The organism is Sanguibacter sp. Z6_81 (genome assembly GCF_057180625.1).
This window is the reverse complement of the sequence record NZ_JBXUFV010000003.1, coordinates 194408-210013: the sequence shown is the minus strand read 5'-3', so window position 1 is coordinate 210013 and position 15606 is coordinate 194408. Positions and strand designations below refer to the sequence as shown.

Annotated in this window: 16 protein-coding genes; 5 read left to right on the top strand and 11 right to left on the bottom strand. The window is 71.5% G+C overall.

The features are described 5' to 3' along the window. Nucleotides 1-10 precede the first annotated feature (10 nt). Both sdhA and AC2AXK_RS09315 read left to right on the top strand, forming a co-directional pair. Nucleotides 11-1846 (top strand): succinate dehydrogenase flavoprotein subunit, encoded by a 1836-nt coding sequence (sdhA, locus tag AC2AXK_RS09320; protein WP_484345092.1) that lies wholly within the window; start codon nt 11-13, stop codon nt 1844-1846. Beyond that, nucleotides 1846-2610: a succinate dehydrogenase iron-sulfur subunit gene (locus AC2AXK_RS09315; protein WP_484345091.1), complete on the top strand. Its 765-nt coding sequence runs from the start codon at nt 1846-1848 to the stop codon at nt 2608-2610. Before sdhA ends, AC2AXK_RS09315 begins: the two co-directional genes overlap by 1 nt. Nucleotides 2611-2723: 113 nt before the next feature. Here AC2AXK_RS09315 and AC2AXK_RS09310 read toward each other — a convergent pair whose 3' ends face one another. The 6 genes from AC2AXK_RS09310 to sigE are packed head-to-tail and all read right to left on the bottom strand — an operon-like array spanning nt 2724 to nt 7762. Beyond that, nucleotides 2724-3287 carry a 2'-5' RNA ligase family protein gene (locus AC2AXK_RS09310; RefSeq protein WP_484345090.1) on the bottom strand — a complete coding sequence of 188 codons (564 nt, stop codon included), beginning with the start codon at nt 3285-3287 and terminating at the stop codon, nt 2724-2726. Then, on the bottom strand, nt 3284-4312 hold the full coding sequence (gene trpS, locus AC2AXK_RS09305; RefSeq protein ID WP_484345089.1) for a tryptophan--tRNA ligase: 1029 nt from the start codon (nt 4310-4312) through the stop codon (nt 3284-3286). The genes AC2AXK_RS09310 and trpS overlap by 4 nt, the downstream gene beginning before the upstream one ends. A 43-nt stretch (nt 4313-4355) precedes the next feature. Then, nucleotides 4356-4700, bottom strand: a complete 345-nt coding sequence (locus tag AC2AXK_RS09300) for a twin-arginine translocase TatA/TatE family subunit (protein ID WP_484345088.1) — start codon at nt 4698-4700, stop codon at nt 4356-4358. 4 nt (nt 4701-4704) lie between these two features. After that, on the bottom strand, nt 4705-6090 hold the full coding sequence (locus AC2AXK_RS09295; RefSeq protein WP_484345087.1) for a S1C family serine protease: 1386 nt from the start codon (nt 6088-6090) through the stop codon (nt 4705-4707). Next, nucleotides 6087-7091: a zf-HC2 domain-containing protein gene (locus AC2AXK_RS09290; RefSeq protein WP_484345086.1), complete on the bottom strand. Its 1005-nt coding sequence runs from the start codon at nt 7089-7091 to the stop codon at nt 6087-6089. The genes AC2AXK_RS09295 and AC2AXK_RS09290 overlap by 4 nt, the downstream gene beginning before the upstream one ends. Continuing rightward, complete coding sequence (sigE, locus tag AC2AXK_RS09285) at nt 7088-7762, bottom strand: RNA polymerase sigma factor SigE (protein WP_484345085.1); 675 nt, start codon at nt 7760-7762, stop codon at nt 7088-7090. Before sigE ends, AC2AXK_RS09290 begins: the two co-directional genes overlap by 4 nt. A 182-nt stretch (nt 7763-7944) precedes the next feature. Between sigE and AC2AXK_RS09280 the strand changes: the two genes are divergently transcribed. Next, a complete protein-coding gene (locus AC2AXK_RS09280) occupies nt 7945-8577 on the top strand; it encodes an O-methyltransferase (RefSeq protein WP_484345405.1) in 633 nt (210 codons plus the stop codon). A 146-nt stretch (nt 8578-8723) separates the two neighbouring features. Here AC2AXK_RS09280 and AC2AXK_RS09275 read toward each other — a convergent pair whose 3' ends face one another. From AC2AXK_RS09275 to dapE, 5 genes are all read right to left on the bottom strand, one after another. Continuing rightward, entirely contained in the window at nt 8724-10319 is a 1596-nt protein-coding gene (locus AC2AXK_RS09275) for a leucyl aminopeptidase family protein (protein ID WP_484345084.1), read from the bottom strand. Between the two features lie 2 nt (nt 10320-10321). Next, on the bottom strand, nt 10322-10489 hold the full coding sequence (locus AC2AXK_RS09270) for a DUF3117 domain-containing protein (protein WP_083942151.1): 168 nt from the start codon (nt 10487-10489) through the stop codon (nt 10322-10324). A gap of 166 nt (nt 10490-10655) precedes the next feature. Continuing rightward, nucleotides 10656-11591, bottom strand: coding sequence for a dihydropteroate synthase (gene folP, locus AC2AXK_RS09265; RefSeq protein WP_484345404.1), 936 nt, complete (start codon nt 11589-11591; stop codon nt 10656-10658). Nucleotides 11592-11623: 32 nt separating this feature from the next. Next, entirely contained in the window at nt 11624-12466 is an 843-nt protein-coding gene (locus AC2AXK_RS09260) for an LOG family protein (RefSeq protein ID WP_484345083.1), read from the bottom strand. 62 nt (nt 12467-12528) lie between these two features. Then, nucleotides 12529-13638 carry a succinyl-diaminopimelate desuccinylase gene (dapE, locus tag AC2AXK_RS09255; RefSeq protein ID WP_484345082.1) on the bottom strand — a complete coding sequence of 370 codons (1110 nt, stop codon included), beginning with the start codon at nt 13636-13638 and terminating at the stop codon, nt 12529-12531. An 84-nt stretch (nt 13639-13722) separates the two neighbouring features. Here dapE and dapD point away from each other — a divergent pair, with 84 nt between their 5' ends. Together dapD and AC2AXK_RS09245 are read left to right on the top strand one after the other, a co-directional pair. After that, nucleotides 13723-14679, top strand: coding sequence for a 2,3,4,5-tetrahydropyridine-2,6-dicarboxylate N-succinyltransferase (gene dapD / locus AC2AXK_RS09250; RefSeq protein WP_484345081.1), 957 nt, complete (start codon nt 13723-13725; stop codon nt 14677-14679). Nucleotides 14680-14683: 4 nt separating this feature from the next. Then, the gene (locus tag AC2AXK_RS09245) at nt 14684-15604 is read left to right on the top strand and encodes a hypothetical protein (protein ID WP_484345080.1); all 921 of its coding nucleotides are present in this window, start codon (nt 14684-14686) and stop codon (nt 15602-15604) included. The last annotated feature ends 2 nt before the right edge of the window (nt 15605-15606 follow it).

Below are 15606 nucleotides of genomic sequence, written 5' to 3'. Positions count from 1 at the left end.
CCTCGACCCGATGCAGACCCATCAGTACGACGTCGTGATCGTCGGCGCAGGAGGCGCCGGGATGCGCGCTGCCCTCGAGTCCTCCGGCGAGGTCCGCACGGCCGTGATCTCCAAGCTCTACCCGACGCGCTCCCACACCGGCGCGGCGCAGGGCGGCATGTGTGCCGCCCTCGCCAACGTCGAGGAGGACAACTGGGAGTGGCACACGTTCGACACGGTCAAGGGCGGCGACTACCTCGTCGACCAGGACGCCGCAGAGATCATGGCCAAGGAGGCGATCGACGCCGTCCTCGACCTCGAGCGGATGGGGCTGCCCTTCAACCGCACACCTGAGGGACGTATCGACCAGCGCCGCTTCGGCGGGCACACCCGCAACCACGGCGAGGCCGCCGTCCGCCGCTCCTGCTACGCCGCGGACCGCACCGGCCACATGATCCTCCAGACGCTCTACCAGCAGTGCGTCAAGCAGGACGTGGAGTTCTTCAACGAGTTCTACGTCCTCGACCTGCTCGTCGACCACGACCTCTCCGAGGGCCACGTGCCCGACGGCGAGGAGGTCAACGTCACCGGCGTCGTCGCGTACGACCTCGCCACCGGCGAGATCCACATCTTCCAGGCGAAGGCGATCATCCTCGCCACCGGCGGTGCTGGGAAGATCTTCAAGACGACGTCGAACGCGCACACCCTCACCGGCGACGGCATGGCGCTGGCGCTGCGCCGCGGGTTCCCCCTCGAGGACATGGAGTTCTTCCAGTTCCACCCGACAGGCCTCGCCGGCCTGGGGATCCTCCTGTCCGAGGCCGCTCGCGGCGAGGGCGGCATCCTCCGCAACGGTGACGGTGAGCGCTTCATGGAGCGCTACGCCCCGACCATCAAGGACCTCGCGCCGCGCGACATCGTCGCGCGCTCGATGGCGAACGAGGTCCGTGAGGGCCGCGGGGCAGGCCCGAACAAGGACTACATCCTCCTCGACCTCACGCACCTCGAACCGGCGCACATCGACGCCAAGCTCCCCGACATCACCGAGTTCGCCCGGACGTACCTCGGCATCGAGCCGTACACCGAGCCGGTGCCCGTGTACCCCACCGCGCACTACGCGATGGGTGGGATCCCCACCAACGTCGACGCCGAGGTGCTGCGCAACAACACCGACGTCGTGCGCGGCCTCTACGCCGCCGGCGAGGTCGCCTGCGTCTCCGTCCACGGCTCGAACCGTCTGGGGACCAACTCGCTCCTCGACATCAACGTCTTCGGCAAGCGCGCCGGTCGCGCGGCTGCGAAGTACGCCAAGACGGCCGTCTACCGGGACATCGCGCCCGACGCGGCCGACCCGGTGGTCGCCCAGCTCGACGACATGCGCGGACGCCCCACGGGCGAGCGCGTCGCGGACATCCGGACCGCGCTCCAGGAGACGATGGACCGCAACGCCCAGGTGTTCCGCACGGAGGAGTCCCTCCGCGAGGCGCAGGCGGACATCCGCGAGCTCCAGCGTCGCTACAAGAACGTGTCCGTCCAGGACAAGGGCCGGCTGTTCAACACGGACCTCCTCGAGGCGATCGAGCTGGGCTTCCTGCTCGACATCGCGGAGGTCGTCGTCGTCGGAGCGCTCAACCGGAAGGAGTCCCGCGGGGGCCACTTCCGCGAGGACTACCCCGAGCGCGACGACGCCAACTGGATGCTCCACACCATGGCCTACCGCCGCCCGCTGGGTGACACCGAGGTCGAGAGCGCCGACGGAACTGCCGGTGTCTTCACCGAGCAGAGTGAGTTCGACAATTACAAGGTCGTGCTGGGCGGAAAGCTCGTCACACAGACCAGGTACGAGCCGATGGAGCGTAAGTACTGATGACAGCCACCGCCGAGAAGGCCCCGGAGACCACCGTCGGAGCGATCCCCAGCTTCGAGGTGACCCTCCGGGTGCGCCGCTACTCCCCCGAGTCCGCCCACGGCGACGAGGCGTACTGGGACGACTTCACCGTCACGGCCTACGGCACGGACCGTGTGCTCGATGCGCTCCACAAGATCAAGTGGGAGCACGACGGGTCGCTGACGTTCCGCCGCTCCTGCGCGCACGGCGTCTGCGGGTCTGACGCCGTCCGGATCAACGGACGCAACCGCCTCGCCTGCAAGACGCTCCTCAAGGACGTCAACCCGGACAAGCCGATCCTCGTGGAGCCGATCAAGGGCCTGCCCGTGATCAAGGACCTCGTCGTGGACATGGAGCCGTTCTTCGCGTCCTACCGCGAGATCATGCCGTTCCTCATCACCTCCGGCAACGAGCCGAGCAAGGAGCGCCTCCAGTCGGCCGAGCAGCGCGAGCGGTTCGACGACACGACGAAGTGCATCCTCTGCGCCGCGTGCACGTCCTCCTGCCCCGTCTTCTGGACCGACGGGCAGTACTTCGGCCCCGCGGCGATCGTCAACGCGCACCGGTTCATCTTCGACTCCCGCGACGAGGGCTCCGAGCAGCGGCTCGAGATCCTCAACGACAAGGAAGGCGTGTGGCGCTGCCGCACGACCTTCAACTGCACCGAGGCGTGCCCCCGGGGCATCGAGGTCACCAAGGCCATCAAAGAGGTCAAGCAGGCGATGATCACCCGCGCCTTCTGAGCTCGCGGGGGGCGATGACCGTCCCCACAGACGACGAGAGGCCCGCAACCACCCGGTTGCGGGCCTCTCGTCGTCTGCGCCGGCGCGGAGGTTCTGCCAGCGGGACACCCTCGTCAGCGGGTGGCTTCCTGTGTGCCGGCCGGCTGCAGCGGGAAGCGCCGCACGGGACGCCAGACGTTGTCGTCGCCGTGCTCGTAGAGCGAGATGAAGTCCACCGAGAACGTCGCCTCGTAGTCCGCCATCGCCTCGAAAGCGGTGTCGAGCGCCGTGTCCGGCACCTCGTGGGCGACCGTGACGTGCGGGTGGTAGTTGAACCGGAGGGACTGCTCGAGCGGGCCTGACCGGACCGCCTTCTCGAGCGCCTCGCACTCCGAGATCCCCTGGGCCACCTGGACGAAGACGACAGGCGACACCGGCCGGAACGTGCCGCTGCTGCGCAGCCGCACGACGAACGCCGACACGTCGCGCACGACACTCTCGAGGTGGGCGTGCACGCCCTCGAAGGCCTCGGGCTCGACGATGGTGGGCCCGAGCAGGGTGATGTGCGGGGGGATGAGGTCGGCGAGCGGGTCGCCGAACCGCCGACGGGCCTTCTGCAGCTCGGGGCCGTACGGCTCGGGCACCTCGATGGCCACTCCCACCCTGCGCTGGTCGCCCACCCGCTCGGGGAGGTTCACCGCGCGCGCCCAGGTGCGGGGATGAGTCCGACGCGGTCGTAGATCCGGGCCAGCGTGACGCTTGCGAGGTCCCGGGCCTTGTCGGCGCCACGAGCGAGGATCGTGTCGAGCTCCGCCGGGTCGGAGAGGTAGTGCGAGACGCGCTCCTGGAACGGCGTGACCAGGGCGACGACGAGGTCCGCGAGGTCGACCTTGAGGTTGCCGTACTGCAGGCCGGCGTACTGCTCCTCGAGCTGGGCGATCGTCCGACCGCTGAGCGAGGAGTAGATCGTCAGCAGGTTCGCGATGCCAGGCTTGTTCTCCGGGTCGAACACGATCTCCGAGCCCGCGTCGGTCACGGCAGACCGGATCCGCTTGGCCGTCACCTTGGGGTCGTCGAGCAGCCACACGGTGCCCTTGCCGGTCGACGACTTGCTCATCTTCGCCGTCGGCGCCTGGAGGTCGTAGACCTTCGCTGCGCCCTTGACGATGTGCGCCTCCGGGACCACGGCGGTGCCCTCTCCGAACCTGCTGTTGAGCCGCTCTGCCAGGTCCCGGGTGATCTCGAGGTGCTGCCGCTGGTCCTCGCCCACCGGCACGAGCGCCGTGTCGTACAGAAGGATGTCCGCTGCCATGAGCACCGGGTACGTGAAGAGACCGACCGTGGTGTTGTCCGCACCCTGCTTCGCCGACTTGTCCTTGAACTGGGTCATCCGGCTGGCCTCGCCGAACCCCGTCTGGCAGGACAGGATCCACGCGAGCTCCGTGTGCTCCGGGACGTGCGACTGGAGGAACAACGTCGAGCGGTCCGGGTCGACGCCGCCGGCGAGGTACTGCGCCAGCGTGCGGCGCGTGCGCTCGCGCAGCTTGTCCGGGTCCGGGTTCACCGTGAGTGCATGGAGGTCGACGACGCAGTACAGCGCGTCGTACGAGTCCTGGAGGGCCACCCACTGGGTGAGTGCACCGATGTAGTTGCCCAAGGTCAAGGAGTCGTCGGTGGGCTGCATCCCTGACAGGATCCTGGGTCGCGACGCGTCGTTGGGCATGAATGCCATTCTGGCAGCATCGAGCGGCATTGCCGAATCGTTGTCAGGTCGCCTCGACGTCGAACGGGGCGGGTGCGCCGAGCGCCAGGACCGGCTGGGCCACCGGCTGTGCTGGACGCGACGGTGGGGGCGGCGGCTCGTCGAGCAGGGCGTCGCGGACGATCCGGCGCGGGTCGTAACGGCGGGGGTCGAGCTGGGACCAGTCGACGTCCGCGATCTCGGGACCGAGCTCCTCGGAGACCTTCACCTTGGCCTCGCCGAGCAGCGCCCGTCCCTTCCGGACGAGGACGCCGAGCTGTTCCGCGTACCGCGGGAGACGTTCCGGCCCGATGACGAGGACCGCGATGACGAGCAGGACGACCAGCTCGCCCCCGTTGACTCCGAACACCGGTCTACTCGCTCGTGGCCTTGTCGAGCACGATCGAGACGTCCTGCTCCCCGCTCCCCGAGCGCACGCGCAGGACGACCGTGTCCCCCGGCGCCTTGGCGCGGATCGCGACGATGAGCTCGTCGGACTGCGTCACCGGCCGCCCGTCGATCTCGAGGATGACGTCGCCCGGCTCGAGCCCCGCGTCAGCGGCCGGGCCGTCCGGCGTCACCGGCTCCTGGCCGTCCTGGACGTCCGTGACGACCTGGACGCCCTCGCCGTCGTACGCCGGGTCGAGGAGGACACCGATGATCGGGTAGCTCGCACTGCCCGTCTCGATGATCTCCTCGGCCGTCCGCTTGGCCTGGTTCGAGCCGATGGCGAACCCGAGCCCGATGTTGCCGGACGCCACCATCTGGCCCGGCGGCTGGGCGATGGCGGAGTTGATGCCGATGACGTTCCCCGACGCGTCGACGAGCGGGCCGCCGGAGTTGCCGGGATTGATGGCGGCGTCCGTCTGGAGCGCGTTGATGAAGGCGGTGTCCCCCGTGTCACCTGCGGACACCGGGCGGTTGAGCGCGCTGATGATCCCGGACGTCACGGTGCCGTCGAGTCCCAGCGGGGCTCCGATCGCGATGACGGGGTCGCCGACCATCACGGCGTCGGAGTCACCGAGCCCGAGCGGCGTGAGGCCCGTGAGGTCCACCTGGATGACGGCGAGGTCGTAGTCCGCGGTCCGGCCGACGAGGGTCGCTTCCTCCTCGCTGCCGTCGGAGAACGTCACCCGGATCGTGCCCGAGGGCACAGCGCCGGCGATCACGTGGTTGTTCGTGAGGATGTATCCGTCCTCACGGATGACGAACCCGGAACCCGTCCCCTGGCCGTCCGCCCCGCTCACCCTGATCGAGACGACGCTCGGACCCACGGTCGCGGCGATGTCCGCGATCGATCCGTCCGGGCGCGTGAGGTCGGGATCGGCGACGACGGACGGCAACGAGCCGTCGGTGGGGCGCCCGTCGAGCGCGTCGACGATCCGCGGTGCGACGACTCCTCCGAGCGAACCCAGGACGAGTGCACCGAGGAGCACCATCGCCACGAATCCCGCTCGTCCGCGGTGCTGCGGCTCCGAGCCGCCCGCGACGCCCGGGTGACCCGCGGCACCGGGCTGGAGGGCGAACGGGTCCCACCCGGCGTCGGTGTCTGCGTCGACCCGGTGCTGCGGCTGCGGGTTCGTCTGCCACTGCGGCGCGGTGTGTCCGCCGGGCGGTGCGGGCTCGGCGACGACGGGCTCGTACCGCCGAGGGGCATAGGACGGGGTGGGCGCCCCTGGCGGGAGCGGGACGGGCGGCACGGGGCGCGCCTGCGGGGTCGGCTCCGGCGAGCTCGGCGGCACAGGACCGGTATCGGTCACGAGAGTCCTCCTGTCAGCGACGACCAGCCGCGCACGAGCTGCGCCTGGACCCTCGTGTCGTACTCGTCGACTGAGAACGACGAGATCAGTTCTAGCACGTTCGCCAACGATGTCTCCGCGACGAGGTCGACGACCGTGTCCCCCGACTGCCACACCACGTGCAGCGGGGCGTCGGAAAGGATGTAGACCGGCGCGTCGTGCACGGTCGCCGTCGCGGCGCCCTCGACCGAGCTGGGATCGAGCCGACCCTTCTGCTCGCGCACGACGGCACGGCCGACGGGGCTCTCCAGGTCGAGCTCGAGCACGGACGCGTCGTGGCCACCCACCCGGACGGCGGCGACACTCACGCCGGCTGGTAGCTCGACAGGACACTCCCACCCGTCCGAACGCACCCATGCCAGGGCGTCAGCGTCCGTGCCCGGCCCGGACAGCGCCTCGTCGAACCCGATGGTCCGCACGACCGTCGACGAGTCGCTGGCTGAGCCCGGTGCCGGGGCGGCCGCGAGCACCGACAGCGCCGCGGACGGCACCCGGTCCGGCACGACGACGGGCCGCTGCCCGAGCACGAACAAGCCGGAGGCGGCGACACCCGACGCGACGAGCGCGGTCCCAGCGCCCCAGGCAGCCCACCGGGAGCGAGCGGTGCGGTGCACCTCTCCCCCGAGCGCCCCGCCGCTCGGGAGCCGGCGCGGAGCGCGATCACGCAGCTCGGCGTGGTCACCCCGCAGCGCCCCGCTCTGCGAGCGCCCGCTGTGCGGCGGGGGGATTCGCGCCGCCGACTGCGCGTCCCCCTCCAGGGCGAGCAACCTGGTCATGAAGCTCGGGTCCGGGACGATGCGCGGCAGGTCGACCGACAGTGCACGCCTCGCGGCGCGCGCGTCACGCACCTCGTCGGCGCACCGCGGGCACCGGGCGACGTGGGCCAGAGCCCGCTCGTGCGTCGCCGGGTCGAGCTCGCCGTCGACGAGCTGCGACACCTTGCTGCCGAGGTGCCCGTTCATCCCGCCACCCCGAGAGCGGCCGCGGGCGCATCGTCACGGGGGGACCGAGGAGCTCTGTCGGCGAGGAGCATCCGCAGCTGCGAGCGTGCCCGGTGGATCCTGGAGCGCACCGTCCCGAGCTTGATACCGAGGGTCACCGCGATCTCCTCGTACGAGAGTCCTTCGATGTCGCACAGCACCACGGCGGCGCGGTACTCCGGCGCCAGGCTGTCGAGCGCGCGCTGGATGTCGTGATCGAGGTTGGCGTGCTCGAACCCACGGACCGGGTCGTGCAGGTCCCCGCGCGCAGGAACCTGCATGTCGGTCTCCCCCATCGCGTCCATCCGGATCCGCTGCTTGCGCCGGACGTGATCGAGGAAGAGGTTGGTGGTGATGCGGTGCAGCCAGCCCTCGAACGTCCCGGGCGTGTAGCTGTGCAGCGACCGGAAGACCCGGACGAACACCTCCTGCGTGAGGTCCTCGGCGTCGTGCTGGTTGCCCGTGAGGCGGTACGCGAGCCGGTACACCCGCCCGGAGTGCTCACGGACGATGAACTCCCACGTGGGTGGCTCCCAGGTGTCCCCGGTGACTGCGTCCCCCGCCCCGCCGACGTCGACAGCACCGTCCTGCACAGCCACGGCCCCCGCAGGGCTGCTCACTGGCACGGACGGGGGGTGCGACGACTCCTGCATGGCGTGATTCTCCCAGGCCACGGCGCCGTCTGTCGCACTCGCGGGCGAACTTTCACGCAGAGCACACACGGGCACCACGACGGACGCCGCACATCGGCGTGCACCGGTAGCATTCGGCTGGGGCGTGGGGGTCTGCGCGCCCCTCCCGCTCTGCTCGACCACTCGTCCGCCTGGAGGACATCATCTGTGCTGACAAGGCCCGCTCCTGGGCGTACGCCGAGGACTTCATCGTCGAGGACGACGTCCTGCTCGGCGCCAGGGAACGCGCCGCACAGCTGGGCTGCCCGTCGATCCTGCCGGGTGCTGGTGCAGCACTGAGCGTCCTCGCCGCTGCCGTCGGCGCCCGGGCGGTGGTCGAGATCGGCACCGGGGCCGGCGTCGCGAGCCTGTGCCTCCTGCGGGGTATGCGTGAGGACGGCGTGCTGACGACGATCGACCTCGAGGTCGAGCACCAACGCGCCGCGAAAGAGGCCTTCACCGAGGCGGGGATCCGACCCACCCGGACCCGGACCATCTCCGGCCGCGCGCTCGACGTGCTGCCGCGGCTCACGGACGGGGCCTACGACCTCGTCCTCGTCAGCGCCGGCAAGCCCGACTACCCCGCCTATGTCGAGCAGGCGCTGCGGCTCCTGCGACCCGGAGGCCTCCTCGTGCTCGACAACGCCCTCCTCCACGGGCAGGTGGCCGATCCCGCGCGACGGGACGCGCTCACGACGACCGTCCGCGAGGTGGGGCGGCAGCTGCGCGACGACGAGCGTGTCGTCCCCGCCCTGCTCCCCACGGGCGACGGGCTCCTCGTCGCCGTGCGGCGCTGACCGAGCACGGATCGACGTCGCCGGAGGCTCGTCCGACCGTGACGGCGCCCGTCCGACCGTGACGGCGCCCGTCCGCGACTGACCGGACGGTCACGCGACCGGACGGTCACCCGGCCGGACCCTGACGCAGCGAGCCGCGCGGGGTCTCAGCGCAGGGACTCGAGGTAGCTCAGGACGAGCCGCGCCCCGAACCCCGTCGCGCCCTTGGGCACCTCGTGTGCTGCTGTGCCGGAACGGGCCGGCCCCGCGATGTCGAGGTGCGCCCAGCGGCGCGCGCCGACGAACTCCCGGAGGAAGAGCGCAGCCGTGATCGACCCGCCTCCGGGCGGGGACTCCGGCACGTGCCGCAGGTCGGCGACCGACGAGGTGAGCGCTGGGACGTACTCCTCGACGAGCGGCATGTGCCACACCTGCTCCCCGGTCCGCTCAGCGGCCGCCACGAGCGCGGCGACGAGCTCCTCGTCACCGCTGTACAGCGCCGCGTGCCCCCGACCGAGCCCGAGCGTCGCCGCTCCTGTGAGCGTCGCGACGTCGATGAGGATGTCGGGGTCGAGCTCGGCGTCGGCGTACGCGAGAGCGTCGGCGAGCACGAGCCGGCCCTCGGCGTCCGTGTCGGCGATCTCGACGCTCCGCCCTCCGCCGAGCACGACGACGTCTCCCGGTCGGTAGGCCGCGGACCCCACCTGGTTCTCGGCGAGTGCGAGGACGGCGGTGACCCGGTGCGGCAGCCGCGCGTGCGAGGCGCCGAGCACCGCCGCGAGCGCGACCGCCGCACCGGCCATGTCCGTCTTCATCGGGACCATGGCCGCACGTGGCTTGATGGAGAGCCCACCTGTGTCGTAGGTGATGCCCTTTCCCACGACGACGACGTGACGGGGCGTGCGGCCGCGCGGTTCGTCGAACGGGTCGTAGGTGACCGTGACCAGCCGGGGCTCGTGAGCTGACGCGCGCCCGACGGCGAGGAGTCCGCCGAGACCTGCCGCCTCGAGCTCGCGCGCCCCGAGGACGCGGACGTCGAGCCCTTCACCGTCCGCCAGCTCGCTCGCCCGCTGCGCGAACCATTCCGGGGTCTTGACGTTGGACGGCACCGTGGTGAGGTCGCGGGTGAGCCACGTGGCGCGCGCGGCCCGGGCGGCGGCGTCGAGCGTGCTCTGCCGCGTCCGGCCGAGCATCACCAGCTGCTCCGCCGGAGGCGGCCCGGCTGGTGTCGCCGCGTAGCTCGCCGGTCGGTGCGCGCCGAGGAGGTACCCCTCGACGAAGGCCCGGGCGGTGGCGGCGTCCGACGAGCTCGCGATCGTGGTGACCACCCGCTCGAGGCCCCGCGTCGCACGTGCCAGTGCCGCACCGGCGCGCCGCAGGTCCCGGGGCGACTCGTGACCGAGGCCCACGAGGATGACCCGGGACGGAAGGCCCGCCCAGGGCAGCACCGCAGCGGAGCGGCGATGAGGCTTGGGCAGGTCGACCGTGTGCGTGGTGCCGGACGCGGCACGGAACGCCGATCGGCTCGCGAGCTCTGCGAGGTCGATGCCGTAGCGCGTCGCTGCGTCGACGGCACCGTCCCGCGGTTGCAGCTCGTCGTCGCCGTCGACAGGCGCCGCGACGCCGACAGCGACCGCGTCGACGTCGCTCTCCTCGAGGAAGGTGCAGTCGCGCAGCCGCCCAGCGGCGACCACGACCTCGGGGAGGACGCGGTCGAGACGCGCAGCGATCTCCGGGACGCCAGGAACGGCGGACCGGGGCATGCTCAGCCGACGACGGCCTGGAGCGCCTCGCCCAACTCGCTCGCCTCGACCGCGTTGAGCTCGACGACAAGTCGACCGCCACCCTCGAGCGGGACGCGCATGACGATCCCGCGTCCCTCCTTGGTGACCTCGAGCGGTCCGTCACCCGTCCGTGGCTTCATCGCAGCCATTCGTGGCTCTCCATTCGATCGGTACCGCCGGTAGTCTCGAGGAGATTCTAGTTCACGCGGAAAGGGCTTCGTGCCCCACGTCACTCCGGCACGTCGTGTCATCGCTGAGCGGCGCGGGTCGCCGGCCGCGCGACGGGCCCGGTCGCGGCACGGCGCCAGCCGCGTGCTACGTCTCGGTCCCCCGTCGCGCCAGCCGCGGCGGAAGGTCGCCGCGCACCACCGCCAGCATGTCGAGCACCCTGCGTGTCGCCCGCACGTCGTGCGCACGGAACACGCTCGCGCCCAGCCAGGCGGCGACCGCGGTCGCTGCAAGGGTTCCCTCGAGCCGCTCGTCCGCGGGAAGGTCGAGGGCCTCGCCGACGAAGTCCTTGCGCGAGAGCGCCATGAGGAGGGGGAACCCCGTCGCTGCGAGCCTGTCGGTACGGCGCAGCACCTGGAGCGACTGCGCAGTCGTCTTGCCGAAGTCGTGGGTGGGGTCGACGAGGATCGACTCGCGTCGCACACCGCAGCGCAGCGCCCGTCCGGCTGCGCTCTGCAGGGTCTGGAGGACGTCGAGCACGACCCCGTCGGCAGGATCGGTCCCCGCCGGGGATCCGGGCGGGACGGGGTACGCACCCGGGAACGTGTCCGTGCGTGGTGTCCCACCGCCCGTGTGCGAGCAGACGACACCGATGCCGAACTCCGCGGCGACCTCGACGAGCCGGGGGTCGTGACCTGCCCAGGTGTCGTTGAGCAGGTCCGCACCAGCGGCCGCGACCTCGCGGGCGACCTCGGACCGCCAGGTGTCGACGCTGACGAGCAGGTCGGGGAACTCTCGCCGGACCTGCTCGACGAACGGGACGACGCGGCGGATCTCCTCCTCCACAGAGACGTCCGGGCCGACACCGGCCCGGACGCCACCGATGTCGACGAGCTCCGCGCCGTCCTCCAGCGCGCGCTCCACCGCGGTCATCGCCGCGTGGTCGTCCAGGTGCCGCGCGCCCGAGTAGAACGAGTCCGGCGTCCGGTTGACGATCGCCATGATCGCCGCAGCACCCGCGCCCACGGTCCGGCCACGCAGCACGAGGGCAGGCGCACGAGGCGGTGCCACGAACGGCTCCATGCCTCTCCCGGGATGCTCACCGACGTCCGGCGTCACGCGGACGTCCGCTCCTTCGCCTGGGGGTCTCCTGGCTTTCCGGCCACCTCGTGCGCCAGCTCTGCGACCGCTGCCGCCTCGCGGGCACGGAGCTCGGCGTTGTGCTCGGACACGATCCGCACGGCCTCGTCGGGGTCGTCGACCACCCGCAGGAGGTCGAGGTCCTTCTCGCTGATCATCCCGCGGCTCAGGACGGACGTCCGGAGCCAGTCCACGAGCCCGTTCCAGTAGTCGGACCCGACGAGGACGATGGGGAACTCGGTGACCTTCTGCGTCTGGACGAGGGTCATGGCCTCGAACAGCTCGTCGAACGTGCCGAACCCGCCGGGCAGCACGACGAAGCCTGTCGCGTACTTGACGAACATCGTCTTGCGGGCGAAGAAGTAGCGGAAGTTGACGCCGAGCTCGACGTACGCGTTCATCCCCTGCTCGAACGGCAGCTCGATCCCGAGACCGACCGAGAGTCCGCCCGCCTCCTGCGCGCCCCTGTTGGCGGCCTCCATGATGCCCGGCCCGCCGCCGGTGATGACGGCATACCCGTGCTCCGCGAGCCCGCTGCCGACCCGTCGACCCAGCTCGTAGTCCGGATGGTCGCGCGGCGTGCGCGCGGAGCCGAACACGCTCACCGCCGGCCCCACCTCCGCGAGCGCCCCGAACCCCTCGACGAACTCGCTCTGGATCCTCAGCACCCGCCAGGGGTCTCCGTGCACCCACTCGGCGCTGCCGCTGTTGTCGAGCAGCCTCTGGTCCGTCGTCTCGTGCGGGATCTGCTTGCCCCGCAGCACGACGGGTCCCCTGCGGTACCCCACTCCGGCCTCTGCCACTCCCTCATCAGTCATAGGGCCGAGGGTATGTCCGTGCGGCGACGGCTTCCACCCCGTCCGGACGCCCGGCGCCCGTGTCAGGCGGTCAGCCAGGACCGCAGCGCGAGGTGGCAGAGCTCGATCTGCGCGACGGGGCACCGCTCGTCGTCCTTGTGCGCGAGGAGCGCATCTCCGGGACCGAAGTTCACGGCGGGGATGCCCAGACCTGCGAACCGCGCCACGTCGGTCCACCCGTACTTCGGCGCCGGCGCCCCTCCGGTCAGCGCGAGCACGACCTCGCTGAACTCCACGGCCAGGGGCGCGTCGAGGCCGGGCCTGGCACCCGGCGCCGCGTCGTCGACGACGACCTCGAAGCCGTGGAACACCTCGACGACGTGCTCGAGGGCCTGCTCGACCGAGCGTGCGGGAGCGAACCGGAAGTTCACGGTCACCACGCACTCGTCGGGGATGACGTTGCCCGCGACCCCGCCGGAGATGGCGACGGCGTTGAGGCCTTCCCGGTAGACGAGGCCGTCCACCTCGATCGACTGCGGCTCGTACGCGGCGAGGCGAGCGAGGACCTCGGCGGCGCCGTGGATCGCGTTGACACCCATCCACGCGCGGGCAGAGTGAGCCGCCTCCCCGGGCACGCGGACGTGCACGCGCAGGGTGCCGTTGCAGCCTCCCTCGATCCCCGCGGCGGTGGGCTCGCCGAGGACCGCGAAGTCTGCGGCGAGCAGGTCCGGTGCCTCCCGGACGAGGCGGCCGAGGCCGTTGAGGTCGGAGGCAACCTCCTCGTGGTCGTAGAACACCCACGTGACGTCACGGCTGGGCTCCGTGAGCTCTGCGGCGAGCGCGAGCTGGATCGCGACCCCACCCTTCATGTCCACGGTGCCGCGTCCCCACATCTCGCGGTGGATACCCTCACCGACCACCCGGACGGGAAGGTTGTCCGCGATCGGCACGGTGTCCAGGTGCCCTGCGACGATGACGCGCTGCTCGCGTCCGAGGTGGGTGCGTGCCACCACCGCGTCACCGTTGCGCACGACCTCGAGGTGGGGGTGGAGCCGCAGCGCGGCCTCGACCGCATCGGCGATCGCCCGCTCGTCCCCGCTCACGGACGGGATGTCGCACAGGGCCCGGGTGAGGGCGACGACGTCCCCGAGGAGTGGGAGGGGTGGGATCTGTGCACCGTCCGTGAGAGTCATCCTCCGACCCTACCGGCGCCTCCTTCGGGCACGGCCCGCCTGTCGATTCCGGAACCCCGGCACGGCCCCTCTAGGCTGGTCGCCATGACCCCCTCACCCGTGCGCCTGGCCCACGGCCACGGCCTCGCCACCGTGACACGCTCCGGCACGACCCTCGACGTCTGGTACCCCCGGCCCTCGCTCGGCCCGGTCGCCGACGACGCGGCCGTCCCTGCCGACCTCGCCGCGCTCACAGGCCCCGACGACGTCCGGGAGGTGGACCTCGTCGTGGTGAGCACGCAGACCGACCTCGACGCGCCGCCCGCGGACGCAGCGGACGTGTACCTGCGTCTGCACCTGCTGTCCCACCGCCTCGTGGCGCCCCACGAGCTCAACCTCGACGGCGTGTTCGGGCTGCTGGCGAACGTCGTCTGGACGAACCACGGGCCCTGCGCGGTCGACGGGTTCGAGGCGACCCGGCTGCGCCTGAGGGCACGGGGACCGGTCACCGTCCACGGGATCGACAAGTTCCCCCGCATGGTCGACTACGTCGTCCCGTCGGGCGTCCGCATCGCCGATGCCGACCGCGTCCGGCTCGGTGCCCACCTCGCGTCGGGCACGACGGTCATGCACGAGGGGTTCGTCAACTACAACGCCGGCACCCTCGGGACCTCGATGGTCGAGGGACGCATCTCAGCGGGCGTCGTCGTCGGGGACGGCAGCGACATCGGCGGCGGTGCCTCGATCATGGGCACCCTGTCCGGGGGCGGCCGCGAGGTCATCTCCATCGGCCGCCGGTCCCTGCTGGGAGCCAACGCCGGGCTCGGCATCCCCCTCGGTGACGACTGCGTCGTGGAGTCCGGGCTGTACCTCACGGCCGGGACCAAGGTGACGGTCGTCGGTTCCGCCGATGCCGGAGCCGATCCCGTCGTCGTCAAGGCCAAGGACCTCGCCGGGCGGGACAACCTGCTGTTCCGCCGCAACTCGCTCACCGGAGCCGTCGAGGCCGTGTCCCGCTCGGGCGTCGGCATCGAGCTCAACGCCGCTCTGCACGCCAACTAGAGCCGTGCCGCGGACAGGGACACCGGCGCGTCGGCTGGGCAGGAGAGCCGTCACCGCGGCGCTCCTCCTCGCCACGGGAGCCGCTGCGGTCGGCGGGGTCGTCCTCGCACTCGAGCGCACCTCTCCGCTCGCCGGCGTCCGCGCCCGGTGCGAGGCGCAGCTCGACGGCTCGACCTGGCAGCTCTCCCCCGTCCAGGCCGACAACGCCGCCACCATCTCTGCGATCGCCGTCCGGCGGGCGATGCCGGCGCGAGCCGTGACGATCGGTCTCGCGACCGCGCTGCAGGAGTCGAAGCTCACGAACATCGACTACGGGGACCGCGACTCCGTCGGTCTGTTCCAGCAGCGCACCTCTCAGGGCTGGGGCAGCGTCGAGCAGATCATGGATCCGGTGTACTCGACCAACGCGTTCTACGACGGCCTCGACAAGGTCCCGGGTTACCCAGAGATGCCCATCACCGAGGCCGCCCAGGCCGTGCAGCGGTCGGGGTTCCCCGACGCGTACGCCCAGCACGAGCCACGGTCCCGGGCCTGGGCCTCCGCGCTCACCGGCCACTCACCGGCGAGCGTCACGTGCGTGCTCGACGAGGCGCAGTCCCCCGAGGCCGCGGACGCCGCGGGGGTCGAGTCCGCCGCGACCGCGCTGCGCACCCGGTTGGAGCGAGACTTCGGCGCCCTTCCCACGACCGTCGCCGACGGTGCGCTCGTCGTCGACGGCGCCGGGCTCCCCGGCGGCGGTGAGCAGCCCGCCAGGATGGCCTGGGCGCTGGGCCACTGGGCGGTCGCGAGCGCATCGGCCACCGGTGTCGTGTCCGTCGTCGTCGGCGACCAGCAGTGGACGCGCGACGCGCAGGCGTGGGGTCCGCTCACCGAGGAACGGGCGCCCGCGGACACCGGGACGGCGCAGCTCGTCGTCGCGCACTGACA